Genomic DNA, 15152 nt, shown 5'->3' with positions numbered 1-15152 from the left:
TGTTATATAATAAAAAGGTTGATTTGACAGGTCTTTATTTGTTTAATTTAATAATCGGCATTCAAATTAAATTATTCAAAAATATCTTACCATATGGATTTTGGAGGTAGTTTATCATGTTTTGGCTACAATTTATTACCTTATTACTCTGCATTTTTATCGGCGCACGCCTTGGTGGAGTTGGACTAGGGGTAATGGGTGGAGTTGGTATGGCAATCCTCGTATTCATATTCCATTTACAACCTACAGCTCCTCCTATTGACGTTATGCTGATGATTTTAGCAGTCATTACAGCTGCAGGTGCCTTACAAGCTGCAGGTGGAATGGATTACCTTGTTCATCTTGCAGAAAAAGCACTTCGTAAAAACCCGAAGCGCATTACATTTTTCGCACCTATTGTGACATATTTATTTACATTGTGCGCTGGAACTGGACATGTTGCCTATTCCGTACTTCCCGTTATTGCAGAGGTATCACGTGAATCAGGAATTAGACCTGAACGCCCGATGTCAATTGCCGTAATCGCTTCGCAACAAGCAATTACAGCAAGTCCAATCTCTGCTGCAACTGTGGCCCTGTTAGCAATGCTAGCTGATTATAAAATTACATTGTTAGATATTTTAAAAGTAAGTATTCCTTCTACTTTTATCGCTTGTATGTTAGCAGCTTTCGTTGCGAGCAAAATGGGTAAAGAGTTAAATGAAGACCCTGAATACTTAAAACGATTGAAAGAAGGCATGATTCCTAAACTTGAAGAAAAGAAAGAATTTATCGGTGCAAAAGGTGCCAAGTTATCTGTTGTTCTCTTCTTATTTGCAACTATTTTTGTTGTTCTTCTTGGTTCATTCGAAACACTTCGTCCAGGATGGATGATAGATGGAAAATTAGTTCGTCTTTCAATGCCAAATACAATTGAAATGGTCATGCTTACAATTGCTGCTCTTATTATTATCTTCTGTAAACCAAATGTAGAAAGCATTGTATCTGGAAATGTCTTCAAAGCCGGTGCTACAGCCGTTGTTGCAATCTTCGGTATCGCTTGGATGGGAGACACATTCTTTAACGGAAACTTAAGTACGATTCAAGGATCGATTCAACACTTAGTAACAAGCGCACCATGGTTATTCGCTATTGCATTATTTATTCTATCTATTTTACTGTATAGCCAGGCAGCAACAGTACGTGCGTTAGTGCCACTCGGATTATCACTTGGTATTTCACCAGCACTTCTTATTGCGATGTTCCCTGCAGTAAACGGATATTTCTTCATTCCGAACTACGGAACAATTGTTGCTGCGATCAACTTTGACCGTACAGGAACAACACGTATTGGTAAATATGTATTAAATCATAGCTTTATGATTCCTGGTCTGGTCGCAACATTTGCTTCCATTGGAATTGGGATGCTCTTAATTTCAATTATGTTTTAACGAACAAAAAGCACAAACTTTTTCTAAATAAAGTTTGTGCTTTTTATTTAATCAAACGTTTGTTTAAATTCTTTATTCAATAACTTCTACATTATATCCTTTTTTCTCTATCCCACTTAGCACTTCTTCAATATGGTTTTTATCTTTCGTTTCTAATGATAAATGGAGCTGCGCATACCCAGGAAACACTTTTGTTCCAATCCGCTCTAAATGAATATGTAATACATTTGCTTCAAAACTTGTTACAATTTCGAGTAAATGTTGCAAATGTCCTGGTTTATCTTTAATCATTGTTGCAATATGAACAAAGCGGCCGGCTTCAACCATCCCATGTTCAATAATACGAGTAATGAAGTTAACATCAACATTTCCACCACTTAAAATCGACACAACTTTTTTCTCTTTCACAGGAATTTTTTGATATAGTAGCGCCGCTAATGAACTAGCACCGGACCCCTCTACTAATAATTTATTGCGTTCAAGTAGCATTAGCATCGTTCGTGCAATTTCCATTTCATCCACACAAAAAATATCATCTACATATCGCTCTACAAGCTGAAATGTAAGTTCTCCCGGTCTTTTCACTGCAATTCCATCTGCCATAGTTGGTGAAGATTCCACAGTAATAACTTTCTTTCCCTCTAAGGATTGCTTCATCCCCGGACAAGCAAGCGCTTGTACACCATATATTTTCACCGACGGTTTTTGTTCTTTAATCGCCATCGCAACACCTGCAATTAAGCCGCCACCACCAACAGGACAAATAACTGCTTCGACGTCATCAAGCTGCTGCAATATTTCTAAACCTACCGTCCCTTGACCAGAGATTACAGCCTCATCATCAAATGGATGTACAAACTTTGCTCCTGTTTGTTCTTTCAAATCTAGCGCATACGCTAATGCATCATCAAATACATCACCTTGCAACTCTACATGTGCACCATATCGCTTAGTCGCAAGCACTTTACTAAGCGGTGCACCTTTTGGCATCACAATCGTACAGGGAATATCGAGCATATTACTAGAATAGGCGACACCTTGTGCATGATTTCCAGCAGACGCTGCAACAACCCCATTTTCTAATTCACCTTTATCAAGAGAAACCATCTTATTATAAGAACCACGTACTTTAAAAGAACCCGTCTTTTGTAAATTTTCGAGTTTCAAATATACTTCATTATGCGATAGTTCACTAAATGTACTTGAATAATCTAGTGGTGTCATATGGACAATGCCTTTCATCTTCTCATGAGCAGCTATAATATCCTGTAATGAAATCATATTGTACCTCCGAAACGATATATGTTCATACATATTAGTTTGAGCCGCACACTTTGTTTTATACGACAAAAAAACCATTTCTTCACATTAGAAATGGTTCTTCCCATATATCAACGATTTTCACTATTTATCATTAAAAATACCTGTCAGTAAAGACGTACTTTCATAAGGCGAATCTGCTAAACTAATTGCAGAAATAACAGAAACTCCATCAGCCCCTGCCTCTATAACAGAAGCAGCATTTTTAAGTGTAATTCCTCCAATACCAACAATCGGGATTGTAATTCCCTCTTCTCTAAAATAACGCAACCCTTTCGTTCCTTGCACCGCTTTTGTATCTTTCTTCGTACTCGTCGGAAAAATAGGTCCTACTCCTAAATAATCCGCCCCATTTGCAATTGCAAAACGAGCTTCCTCTATCGTATGAGCAGATACCCCGACAATTTTATCTCCCATTTTTTCACGAACGGATGTAATTCCTTCGTCATCTTGTCCAACATGAACACCGTCTGCACCCAATTCAATTGCTAATTCTACATCATCATTCACGATAAAAGGTACATCATATTCTTTACAAAGCATTTGTAGCCGCTTAGCAAAACGCACTCGTTCTTCCCCAGCTAAAGCTCCTTCACCTTTTTCACGAAATTGGAAAAGCGTTACTCCGCCATCTAACGCTTCTTTCATTACTTGTAATGGATCTCTTTCACAGTTATTACTTCCCATAATAAAATACACTTGCAATAACTTGGACATTTGTTGTTGATCAATACTTGCCATTTCTTTTACCCCTTCTTATTGCACCTCTTGGATATTTCCATATTGTACAATCTCATTTGCAGTAGTGTTTGCTAACTGATTTAAAAATTCAATTTGGAAACTTCCTGGTCCTTGCTCTACTGTTTTACTTGCAGCTATTTCCGCTGCTACACCATAAAACGTTAATGCAGCAACTGCCGCTTTGACATAATCTTTTTCAACCGCTGCAAATGCCCCCATTACAGAAGTTAATAGACAACCTGTACCTGTCACTTTCGTTAAAATTGGATGTCCATTGCGAATAATGATTGTTCGCTCACCATCTGTTACAACGTCTTCTTTTCCAGTAATCACCGCAATTGTATCTAGTTCATCTGCTGCTTGTTTCGCAATTCCTACAACATCACCGTTTCCAGCCCCAGCATTGACACCTTTAATCTCCCACTTTTCATTGATAACATTAGCAATTTCCGCTGCATTCCCGCGAATCATCGCTAATTTCACTTCACTCGGAATATGTCTTGCAACTTCTGCTCGATAAGACGTTGCCCCTGCACCAACTGGATCAAATAACACAGGTACATGATGTGCATTCGCAGACTTCCCGGCAATTAACATCGCTTCTACTTCTTCAGGACGAAGTGTACCCATATTTAAAACAAGTGCTCCGGCAATGCTAGCCATTTCTGCCACTTCTTCTTTTGCATATGCCATAACTGGTGAAGCTCCTAATGCAAGTAAACCATTGGCCGTAAAGTTTGTTACAACGACATTTGTAATATTATGCACAAGAGGATTAGCCGCTCTCACTGTCTCCACTACTTTTGCGATTTCTTTTATATTCATTCTTTTCATCTCCTAACTTTATAATGGGAGATACACAAAAAGACACTTCGCGTATGCAAAGTGCCTGAACATGTGCTGTTACACTCTCCCTACGCTGGCATTATCCAACAGGTTCTAATGGTCAACGACAGATTAGTCGTACTCTCAGTCTGCATCCGCAAACTCCCATGTGTTTTCTTATTCATCTAATTCAGAGTCTACTCTTATTCTCTTAAAATAACAAGTTACACGTTTTTGTCATCTTAATATATAAGTACAAATTGAAAAAACGATAAAAACCCTTTTTTAGGTGGGAGAGAGCATCCGGCCATGCATAGAAGCGGTCAGGTCCTTTTTTAGCCCCATGCCAAGTTCAAACAAAGTGAGAAAATGAGAGCAGTTCCCTTTTTTCTTTTGAACCAAATTTCAATTTTGCCAAAGCTTCCGCTAACGCAGGATTACGCGGCTCATCATCTTGATTTTATTGTTTCATATACTTCGCAACATCGCGTTTTGATACTTTTTCGCCTTGTGAAATAATGGTTTGTCCTTTTAAAAAAGGACAAAGATATCCTACTATTTTGTTATATCCGAAATACTAAAATTTCCCCCTCTTAACTAGTCAAAGATATAGAGTATTTAATTAATAACAAAAGGTTAGAATCTTCGGCATAACTGAATCCGCAAAGGATCTATGCTATATTTAACTTACGGAAACTTGAAAGGATGTTTTAAATATGGCAAAAAGTGTTGTAATTGCTGAGAAACCTTCTGTTGCACGTGATATTGCACGTGTATTGAAGTGTGATAAAAAAGGAAATGGTTATCTTGAAGGTAATAAATATATCGTTACTTGGGCTTTAGGGCATCTTGTTACATTAGCAGACCCAGAAAGCTATGATATAAAATATAAAAAGTGGAATCTAGAAGATTTACCAATGCTACCTGAACGTTTGAAATTGACAGTGATTAAGCAAACTGGCAAACAGTTTAATGCCGTTAAAAGTCAACTGATTAGAAAAGATGTTACTGAAATAATAGTGGCTACAGACGCTGGAAGAGAGGGAGAATTAGTCGCGCGTTGGATTATTGATAAAGTTAGAATTAATAAACCTATTAAACGCCTATGGATCTCATCTGTTACCGATAAAGCAATCAAAGATGGCTTCGCAAACTTAAAGCCAGGTAAAGCATATGAAAATTTATACGCTTCAGCTGTCGCACGTTCGGAGGCTGACTGGTATATCGGGCTTAATGCAACACGTGCATTAACTACTCGATTTAATGCTCAACTAAACTGTGGTCGTGTACAAACACCTACTGTGGCTATCATTGCAGGTCGTGAGGACGAAATTAAAAACTTCAAAGCACAAACATACTACGGCATTGAAGCTCAAACAACAGAAAAGTTAAAATTGACTTGGCAAGACGCTAGAGGGAATGGTCGCAGTTTTGATAAAGCAAAAATCGATACCATTGTGACAAAACTGGATAAACAAAATGCAACTGTGGTAGAAATCGATAAAAAGGTGAAAAAATCATTTGCTCCTGGTCTTTATGACTTAACAGAGCTACAACGTGATGCAAATAAAATCTTTGGTTATTCTGCAAAAGAAACGTTAAATATTATGCAAAAATTGTATGAGCAACATAAAGTACTCACTTACCCTCGTACAGATTCGCGCTATATTTCATCTGATATCGTCGGAACACTTCCAGAGCGTCTAAAAGCGTGTGGAGTAGGAGAATATCGTCCTTTAGCTCATAAAATTTTAAATAAGCCTATAAAATCCACTAAAGCATTTGTTGATGATAGTAAAGTAAGCGATCATCACGCAATCATCCCAACGGAAAGCTATGTGAATTTCTCAGCTTTCACAGATAAAGAACGCAAAATTTATGATTTAGTGGTAAAACGTTTCTTAGCAGTCTTATTCCCAGCCTTTGAATATGAACAACTAACATTACGCACGAAAATTGGTGATGAAACGTTTGTTGCACGTGGCAAAACGATTTTACATTCTGGTTGGAAAGAAGTATATGAAAACCGCTTTGAAGATGACGATGCAGTTGAAGATTTAAAAGAGCAAATTTTACCTCGCATTGAAAAAGGCGATACATTAAGCGTAAAACTAATTGCTCAAACATCAGGTCAAACAAAACCACCTGCACGCTTTAATGAAGCAACGTTACTTTCAGCAATGGAAAACCCTACAAAATACATGGATACGCAAAATAAACAACTTGCTGATACGTTAAAATCAACTGGTGGATTAGGTACTGTGGCTACACGAGCTGACATTATTGACAAACTATTTAATTCATTCTTGATTGAAAAACGTGGTAAAGATATTCACATTACATCAAAAGGTCGTCAGTTACTTGATTTAGTACCGGAAGAACTAAAATCTCCTACACTAACTGCTGAATGGGAACAAAAACTTGAAGCTATCGCAAAAGGTAAATTAAAAAAAGAAATTTTCATTTCCGAGATGAAAAACTATACAAAAGAAATCGTTGCTGAAATTAAATCAAACGATAAAAAGTATAAGCATGAAAACATTTCAACAAAAACTTGTCCAGACTGTGGCAAACCGATGCTTGAAGTAAACGGCAAAAAAGGTAAAATGCTTGTATGCCAAGACCGCGAATGTGGTCATCGTAAAAATGTATCCCGTACGACAAATGCAAGATGCCCTCAATGTAAGAAAAAACTAGAACTTCGCGGTGAAGGAGATGGGCAAATCTTCGCATGTAAATGTGGATATCGCGAGAAGCTTTCTACATTCCAAGAGCGCCGCAAGAAAGAATCAGGAAATAAAGCAGATAAACGCTACGTTCAAAAATATATGAAGCAGCAACAAAAAGAAGAAGAAGAGCCATTAAATAACGCACTAGCAGAAGCATTAAAAAAGTTAAAATTTGAATAAAAAAAGTTCCTACCGCTCTCGGTAGGAACTTTTTTTAATGAATAATTTTACTTCCTTTTGCATTCTCAACAAATTTCTCACTCGACTTGTTAATCGGTGTTTTCAGTACCAATGCAAGTACAAGCATGATTACCACAAAGACACTTAACACGAGAAGATCTCTTATCACAATATCCCAAAGCATTCCGCCCACTGTTTCACGAATCACGCTAATTGCATATGTGAACGGTAAGAACGGATATATCAATTGGAAGAATTTTGGAAGCATTTGAATTGGGAATGTTCCGCCTGATCCAGCTACTTGTAGTACGAGTAAAATGATTGCCATCGATTTCCCAATGTTTCCGAAAACAGAAACGAGTGAATACACGATACAAACAAAGACTCCACCAATGAATAAGCTGAATAGAACAAACCAAAACTTATCAACTACATACGTACCAAGTAAGAAAATATCTCCCATCGATACGATAAACGCCTGTGCAAGACCTATCGTTAAGAATGTTAAAAAGCGTCCGAAGTAAATCTCATGACTCTTATAATTTGCCTCTGGCTCATGTACTTCTACTGTTAATAATGAAACCATTAAAAGTGCCCCTACCCATAATGCAAGCACTGTATAGAATGGTGACATCCCCGAACCGTAGTTTGGCATCGCAAATAATTTATTTTCTTTTAAATTTACTGGATTTGCAAAGTAATCACTTTGCTGTTCAACATCATTTTTCAATAACTTGATGACATCTTTTATATCTTCTTCCGATTCAAATTTACGAATTTTATCTGCTAATTCTTTAATCTTTTTCTCAGCAGCTGGCATTTCTGCTTTAATATCTTCCACTTTCTTTGTGCCTTCTACTAGGCCTTTAGATGAATCTTCTAGCAGTTTTTTTACATCTGGAAGCTTTTTATCTGCGTCGTTTAAGATCTTAGATGTATTTTTAGACATCTCTTTTGTACGAGCAATTGCTGCATTGAAGTTCGGAACGATTTCTGAATCGTAGCTTGCTAAGAAGTCTCCCAATTGTGCTGAACCATTTTTCGATGCTTCATTAATGCTTTCAATTACATCTTTTGTAGGTTGTTGCCCATTGTTAATAAGTGTGATTCCTTTATTGGTTGCATCGGCACCCTTTTGAAGAGCGTCTTTTGCTTTATTTAATTTTGCAATCCCATTATCAAGGTTTTTATCACTATTTACATCAGCTAAAACCTTATTCGCACTTTCTAGTACAGGAATCATATCATCAATCATACTAATACCTGCTTGGAATTGGCCATTTAAGCTGTTTAAAGCTACTTTCGTTGAATCCAAGCCATTTACACCTTTATTTTGCAGGTCTTCCATTGCTTTTTGAGCATCAGATTTAGCATTCTCAATACCATCTCTTACTTTATTATATTCAGTCTTTGCTTTCTCATAATCCTCATTTATCTTGTTTTCTGTTTGTTCTTTAAACTGAACTGCTTTTTTGTAATCTGCTACAAAAGTTTCATTATAATCTTTTTCAGCTTGATCAATTAAGCCATTCACTGCATTTAATTTTTGATTAACAGCATCTCTCACATCTTGTTTTACTTCTTGACCTGTACCAATAATATTTACAAGATCTTTAATACCATTGTTTGCATTCTCCATACCATTTTTTAAATTAGTTAAATGATCTATCCCCTTTTGGAAAAACGCTTCTCCCTTATTTGGTTCCGCTTCTTTAAGCTTAGTCAACATATCAATAAGATAAGAAACACCGTCAGTATGGCCTTGCAGATTATCGGAAGCCTGATTGAGTTCTTGCTTCGCTCTCGCTGGATCAAACTTTCCATTTTGCAAGCCATTCATAACGCCTTGTGCATATGCAGTTCCCGTACGTGCTGAACTCAACACATTGTTTACCGTTTGATTAATATTTCTGGCAATATTTTTATATCCTTCATCATTAAACTGTGGAAGTCCAGAAAGTGATGGAAACTCAGGAAGTGGAGGTATCTTAGATATATCAGGAAGATTCAAATCAATACCTGGATGCATTAAAAAATTAGTAACAGCTGTTGCCTTATCCATGCCATCTTTCACCACAGTTAAGTCGTTTCGTATCGCTCCAGGAGCGTCTTTTAACCTTTGGTCATTGTTTGCAAAGAACTTATCTAAGTTCCCCAGCGTTTCCTGCCCATCGTTAATCACACTTTCCACAACCGGTAAATCTTCTTGTGCAACTTTCACAAGATCTTGCGCTCTAGTCGCATCATCTAACGCTGTATTCACAAGTGTATACATTTCCGGGAACTGTGCTTCTAACTTGAATACAAGATCTTTTACTTTTTCGATACTTGGTAAGTTTGTTTCTAAATCGATTCCAAGATCATTAAAGATTTGAAAAATCTCACCGTTTGCTGTTTTAACAAAGTTTTTACTAATTTCTTCTGTTATACCTGATGCACCTTTTGCTGTAATTTTCGGTGCAATGGCATTGACCTTCTCATTCACAAAATAATCAAGTTCTGGCTTTTGCGGGTTATCGCTAATTACCGTTGCAATTTTTTCAGAGAAATCTTTCGGGATCGTAATACTTGCATAATAATCCCCGTGTTCTACTCCATAAATTGCTTGCTTTTCATCAACGAATTTCCATCCCATATTTTTATTCTTTTTGAGCGAATCTATAATTTCATTCCCGATGTTAATATCTTTTCCTCGTAAATTTGATCCAGCATCTTGGTTAGAAACTGCAATTGGAACATCTTTCGTGTTCCCATATGGATCCCAGGAAGCTTTAATGTTAAACCATGCATATAACGATGGCAAAATCATAAGTCCTAATACAATTACAATCGCAGCCCAATGTTTGGCTACGTTCCGTAAGTCTGTCGTATAAATACGCCATATCTGTTTCATATAAGCTATCACCTAATTATATATTTTTCCTTCTTTAGAAAATGATGCAGGCATTTTGCAATTATATCATTTTCCTCATCGTGGATTAAACGAAAATGTACTATTTTCCCAAAATCTTTTACTTACTTCATTATATAACGAAGTCGATAAAATATTCATACAAAATGACCAAATCGGTTTTACATTCAGTAATAACAAATATATAGGAAATGTCATAAAAAATACAAGTATTTTATCTTGGAAATACTTGTATTCACAAAAAAAAAATCCTCATAGCGCTTACATTGCTATGAGGATTTCTTCTATTATTATATATCCAATTGAACTTCTACTCCGAAATGATCTGAAATAATATTTCGATTTATACCATTGAAAATGACTTTTGAAGAAATAACTGTTTTTGGTTTGTTACTTAAAATAAGATCAATTCGTAAATTTTGCTTATTTTCATCCCAACCAGCAATTTTTCCTTGTACAGTTGTTCCTTCATCTTTTTCCAAAGCTAGCTCATATGTGTCATAAAGCCCTTTTTGCATGAGATAATCGTATCCTTCTCCTTGTAAACGGGCATTATTATTAAAATCGCCCATTAAAATTGAAAGTTCGTTTTCATTCATATGCTTTATTAAACAATCGACTTGTCGTTGAAACGATTCTTCTTCATCATTCCACCAACCAAGATGACAAGAATAAAAGGTTATATTTTTACCTTTATAAGAGATTGTTACGCTAACAATTTTACGCGCTTTCCAATAAGAGATATCCTTACTTTCTGATACAAAGAAAGAATCTTGTTTCACAATAGAATGTTTCGTTATGATAGCTGAACCTTCTTCATATATGTCATAACCAATATGCGAGTAATCCCAAACAATGTTGTAATTTCCTAAACCTAGCTTCTCAAGCTCTGCAAGTAATACAAGGCCAAAGTTATCCTTTTTCTTGTTATCGCATACATTTTGAGCTTTTATAGACTGACTAACTTCTTGCAAGGCAATAACATCGTAATCTTCCTCTTGAATCGTTTTAGCAAGATGTCTTATTTTTTCTATTTGATTCTCTTCTTGCCAAGAATGACAGTTTAAAGTGAGTAACTTCATTTATTATGCACCTAACATATCTTGAATGTCTGATTTCAACACATCAGCTTTCGGACCGTATACCGCTTGAACACCTTTGTCTTTTACAATGAGACCTAAAGCACCGTTTTGCTTCCACTGTGCTTCTGGTGCAACAGCTTCTAAATTTTTCACTGTTACACGTAAACGTGTCATACAAGCATCTACATCCGCAATATTATCTTTTCCACCTAACAAATCAATAACCTTCATTGCTAAAGAACCATCTTTTACATTTGCTGTTCCTTCTGAAGATTCATCTTCATTATCAATATAGTTACCCGCACGTCCTGGCGTTGGTAAATTGAATTTTTTAATTAAGAAATTAAATACTGTAAAGTTTAAACCGAAGAATACCGCTGACACAACAACAAAGTTAATTAAGTCTCTTGTTAATCCTGCATTAATCATCATTGGTGTACGTGTAATTAACTCAATAAAACCAAAAGCATGGACACGTAAGTGAATAAGATCCGCCAACGCAAATGCAAGTCCTGTTATAATTGCATATACAATATATAATACTGGTGCAATGAACATGAACATAAATTCAATTGGTTCCGTTACACCTGTTAAAAATACTGCTAATGCTGCAGATAAGAACATTGGTTTATATTTTGCACGTTTATCTTTATCGACATTACGGAACATCGCAAATGCAATACCAATTAATGATGCAGTTGAACCAATAACTTGCCCAACTTTGAAACGAGCTGGCACAACATTATTTAATAAATCGTTATATGCTTTGGTATCCCCTTTTGCTAACAAGTTATTTAAATCAGTAATCCATGCAAGCCATAATGGATCTTGTCCCGCAACAACCTGACCAACTTTTGCTCCAGTTAACATCGTATATGTTCCACCAAGCTCCGTATAGTTCATCGGAATCGTTAACATATGATGTAATCCGAACGGTAATAGTAAACGCTCTAATGTTCCGTATACAAATGGTGCAACAATTGGTGCACTATCTTTTGATGCTGCGATCCAGCGACCAAACTCATTTAATCCGCTTTGGATAAATGGCCATAAAAGTGATAAAGCAATCGCAGTAACTGTAGACCATACAATTACAACAAATGGTACAAATCGTTTTCCGTTAAAGAACGCTAATGCTTGTGGTAATTTATTATAATTATAGTATTTGTTATATAAGGTAGCTCCTAAGAACCCTGTAATAATCCCTACGAAAACTCCCATGTTCAATGCTGGTGCACCAAGTACTGAAGTGAAATAATCTTTAACAATTAAATCACCTGCTAATAATGAGGAAACTTTCGCTTTTGAATCCGTTAACATTTCAGCGTTAACACCAAATATAGCTCCTGTAATTCGGTTCGTTAAGACGAATGCTAACAGCGCTGCGAATGCACCACCTGCCCGATCTTTCGCCCAAGATCCCCCAATCGCTACAGCAAATAAAATATGTAAGTTTGTAATAATTGCCCAACCGATGTCTTCCATTACTCTAGCAATTGTATGTACTGCATTTACATCCCCAGCAGACATACCAATTAGCTTACCGATGGAAATCATTAAGCCAGCAGCTGGCATAACAGCTACAACAACTAGCAATGCTTTCCCGAACTTCTGCCAAAAATCAAAAGACGTAATTTTCATCTGTTTTTTCCTCCTCTTTATTTATAAAATCCCTACTAATATAGATAATAATTTCTTTTTGCCTACGAAAACGATACCTTTTTAACGCAAACGTTTTCATAAATCTATTTTAATAAAAGCGTTTTCACATTGCAATATAAATTTATTATTTTTCATAAAAAAAGATGCTACGAGAGCATCTTTTTTTATCAATAAATACGATAAACCCTTGTTTCATAAGGCTTTAAAGTAATTGTAGTACATTTATTATGTTCCACTACTTCATAGTTATTTAAAAGCAAACGTTTGCGTTCTAAAGAGAATGTATCCTCATTATACACAGCATTTTCTTTAGATATATTACTAATCACAACAACTTTTTCATCATTCAACGTACGCGTATACGCATAAATCTGCGGATCATTCTCTAAAATCAAATCATATGTGCCATAATTAAATACATCATGCTCTTTTTTAAGTGCAATCATCTTTTTATAGAAATTAAAAATAGAACTAGCCTCTACTTGCTGCTTTTGAACATTAATTTCTTTATAATTTGGGTTCATTCCAAACCACGGTTTCCCTGTTGTAAAACCAGCGTTTTCTTCATCATTCCATTGCATTGGTGTACGTGAATTATCACGACAAGATGCCCAAATAATTTCCATCATCTCTTGATGTGATACGCCTTCTTCAATTTTCTCGCGATATAAATTCTTAATTGCTACGTCATCATAATCTTCAATATTTGGGAATTGAACATTTGTCATACCAATTTCTTGTCCTTGATAAATAAACGGTGTTCCGTGCATAAAGAAGTACATTGCTCCTAAAGCTGTTGCACTTTCACGCCAATACTGTTTATCATCTCCCCACGTAGAAACAATCCGTGGTTTATCATGATTTTCAATATACAACGCATTCCATCCCTTATTTTCTAAACCTTTTTGCCACTTCGTTAACACCTTTTTCAGTTCCACAACATCAAGTTCCTTTTTCTTTTCTGCATCCCATAAACTTAAATGCTCAAACTGAAATACCATATTAAATTTACCGTTTTCTTCTCCAACCCAAAGATCAGCATCTTCAACTTTGACACCATTGGCTTCCCCAACAGTCATAATATCGTATTTTGAAAATGTATTCTCCTTCAACTCTTCTAAAAGTGGCTGAATTCCATTTACATTCATATGTTTATCAAAAGAAGGCACATACTTTAACCCTTTCGGATTTGCCATGTCTTTTAGGCCTTCTTCTTTTTTGATATGACTGATTGCATCTACACGGAAACCATCAATTCCTTTATCTAGCCACCAGTTTACAGTATCATATAAAACTTCACGGACCTGTGCATTCTCCCAGTTTAAATCTGGTTGTTTACGTGAGAATATGTGTAAGAAATATTGATCTGTTACTTCATCATATTCCCAAGCAGAACCGCTAAAAATACTTTCCCAATTATTTGGTTCTTCTCCATCCTTACCATCGCGCCAAATATACCAATCACGTTTTGGATTATCTTTAGACGAACGCGATTCAATAAACCAAGGATGTTCATCACTCGTGTGATTAATAACTAAATCAATAATGAGCTTCATACCACGTTTATGCACTTCATCTAGTAATTCATCAAAATCAGCCATCGTACCAAACTCATCCATAATGTCTTGATAATCACTAATATCATAGCCATTATCATCATTCGGCGATTTATACATTGGACAAATCCAAATTACATCTATTCCTAAATCCTTTAAATAATCAAGCTTTGCAATAATACCTTGTAAATCCCCAATACCATCACCGTTGGAATCCATAAAGCTACGCGGATAAATTTGATAAGCGACAGCTTCTTTCCACCATGTTTTATTCATAATAATTCTCTCCTTTTGCATCTATTTGAAAATTTATGCAAACGTTTTCGTAACACTATCATAACAAAATATGGAGAGTTTGCAATGAGAATTTTCATCTTATTACTAAATATCTACTTTTCTTTAAGAAACAATACCTCATTTCATTAACCTTACATATTTTTTATGGTGTACATACTTGGTGGGAATTTCTCACTCCCCTTTATCATTAATAAAGTGAAACTTTAATCAGTGGGGATTCTTCATCCCCCACTGATTATTAGCCCTCACCAATCGGGCTTTTACGGACAGTTGGTTCCCTAAATTTTGATATGTGGGTCTTAATTACAAATAAAAAATCATCCAATTTATGCCCGATTATTCGCAACATTTTGGATGACTAAAGTTTATTTTTCTTTTTCATTTCTAATTCTTTCTCTTAATAACAAACCTCATTTTCA

9 protein-coding genes and 1 riboswitch are annotated in these 15152 nt (G+C 35.9%); of the genes, 2 read left to right on the top strand and 7 right to left on the bottom strand.

From position 1 onward, the window contains the following. Nucleotides 1-116 precede the first annotated feature (116 nt). The gene (locus ACM6HU_RS02270) at nucleotides 117-1430 is read left to right on the top strand and encodes an anaerobic C4-dicarboxylate transporter family protein (RefSeq protein ID WP_016132341.1); all 1314 of its coding nucleotides are present in this window, start codon (nucleotides 117-119) and stop codon (nucleotides 1428-1430) included. Between the two features lie 72 nt (nucleotides 1431-1502). Here the strand turns inward: ACM6HU_RS02270 and ilvA are convergent, their stop codons facing one another. The 3 genes from ilvA to thiM form a co-directional block, all read right to left on the bottom strand. Continuing rightward, a complete protein-coding gene (gene ilvA, locus ACM6HU_RS02265; protein ID WP_016112913.1) occupies nucleotides 1503-2711 on the bottom strand; it encodes a threonine ammonia-lyase in 1209 nt (402 codons plus the stop codon). 123 nt (nucleotides 2712-2834) lie between these two features. Further along, a complete protein-coding gene (gene thiE / locus ACM6HU_RS02260) occupies nucleotides 2835-3491 on the bottom strand; it encodes a thiamine phosphate synthase (RefSeq protein WP_016132340.1) in 657 nt (218 codons plus the stop codon). Between the two features lie 15 nt (nucleotides 3492-3506). After that, nucleotides 3507-4316 (bottom strand): hydroxyethylthiazole kinase, encoded by an 810-nt coding sequence (thiM, locus tag ACM6HU_RS02255; RefSeq protein ID WP_016132339.1) that lies wholly within the window; start codon nucleotides 4314-4316, stop codon nucleotides 3507-3509. A gap of 69 nt (nucleotides 4317-4385) precedes the next feature. After that, nucleotides 4386-4495, bottom strand: a riboswitch (TPP riboswitch). Nucleotides 4496-5032: 537 nt separating this feature from the next. Here thiM and ACM6HU_RS02250 point away from each other — a divergent pair. Further along, on the top strand, nucleotides 5033-7225 hold the full coding sequence (locus ACM6HU_RS02250) for a DNA topoisomerase III (protein ID WP_016132338.1): 2193 nt from the start codon (nucleotides 5033-5035) through the stop codon (nucleotides 7223-7225). A 34-nt stretch (nucleotides 7226-7259) separates the two neighbouring features. On the opposite strand, the gene ACM6HU_RS02245 is transcribed toward ACM6HU_RS02250, so the two are convergent. The 4 genes from ACM6HU_RS02245 to ACM6HU_RS02230 form a co-directional block, all read right to left on the bottom strand. Continuing rightward, nucleotides 7260-10118: a YhgE/Pip domain-containing protein gene (locus tag ACM6HU_RS02245; protein WP_016132337.1), complete on the bottom strand. Its 2859-nt coding sequence runs from the start codon at nucleotides 10116-10118 to the stop codon at nucleotides 7260-7262. Between the two features lie 308 nt (nucleotides 10119-10426). Further along, nucleotides 10427-11218: an endonuclease/exonuclease/phosphatase family protein gene (locus ACM6HU_RS02240; RefSeq protein WP_016132336.1), complete on the bottom strand. Its 792-nt coding sequence runs from the start codon at nucleotides 11216-11218 to the stop codon at nucleotides 10427-10429. A 3-nt stretch (nucleotides 11219-11221) separates the two neighbouring features. Further along, nucleotides 11222-12859 (bottom strand): PTS transporter subunit IIBC, encoded by a 1638-nt coding sequence (locus tag ACM6HU_RS02235; RefSeq protein ID WP_016112907.1) that lies wholly within the window; start codon nucleotides 12857-12859, stop codon nucleotides 11222-11224. A gap of 188 nt (nucleotides 12860-13047) precedes the next feature. Continuing rightward, entirely contained in the window at nucleotides 13048-14712 is a 1665-nt protein-coding gene (locus tag ACM6HU_RS02230; protein WP_016112906.1) for a glycoside hydrolase family 13 protein, read from the bottom strand. Nucleotides 14713-15152: the final 440 nt, after the last annotated feature.

This window comes from Bacillus sp. IT-79MI2, from assembly GCF_949768135.1.
In the GTDB taxonomy this organism is placed as follows: domain Bacteria; phylum Bacillota; class Bacilli; order Bacillales; family Bacillaceae_G; genus Bacillus_A; species Bacillus_A pseudomycoides.
Note: the sequence above shows the minus strand (reverse complement) of the source record. Positions and strands in the feature narration are given on the sequence as shown.

Bases quoted from the DNA above. Each gene is read 5' to 3' on its own strand.
- ACM6HU_RS02270 (WP_016132341.1), top strand. From the start codon at position 117: ATGTTTTGGCTACAATTTATTACCTTATTACTCTGCATTTTTATCGGC.
- ilvA (WP_016112913.1), bottom strand. From the start codon at position 2,711: ATGATTTCATTACAGGATATTATAGCTGCTCATGAGAAGATGAAAGGC.
- thiE (WP_016132340.1), bottom strand. From the start codon at position 3,491: ATGGCAAGTATTGATCAACAACAAATGTCCAAGTTATTGCAAGTGTAT.
- thiM (WP_016132339.1), bottom strand. From the start codon at position 4,316: ATGAATATAAAAGAAATCGCAAAAGTAGTGGAGACAGTGAGAGCGGCT.
- ACM6HU_RS02250 (WP_016132338.1), top strand. From the start codon at position 5,033: ATGGCAAAAAGTGTTGTAATTGCTGAGAAACCTTCTGTTGCACGTGAT.
- ACM6HU_RS02245 (WP_016132337.1), bottom strand. From the start codon at position 10,118: ATGAAACAGATATGGCGTATTTATACGACAGACTTACGGAACGTAGCC.
- ACM6HU_RS02240 (WP_016132336.1), bottom strand. From the start codon at position 11,218: ATGAAGTTACTCACTTTAAACTGTCATTCTTGGCAAGAAGAGAATCAA.
- ACM6HU_RS02235 (WP_016112907.1), bottom strand. From the start codon at position 12,859: ATGAAAATTACGTCTTTTGATTTTTGGCAGAAGTTCGGGAAAGCATTG.
- ACM6HU_RS02230 (WP_016112906.1), bottom strand. From the start codon at position 14,712: ATGAATAAAACATGGTGGAAAGAAGCTGTCGCTTATCAAATTTATCCG.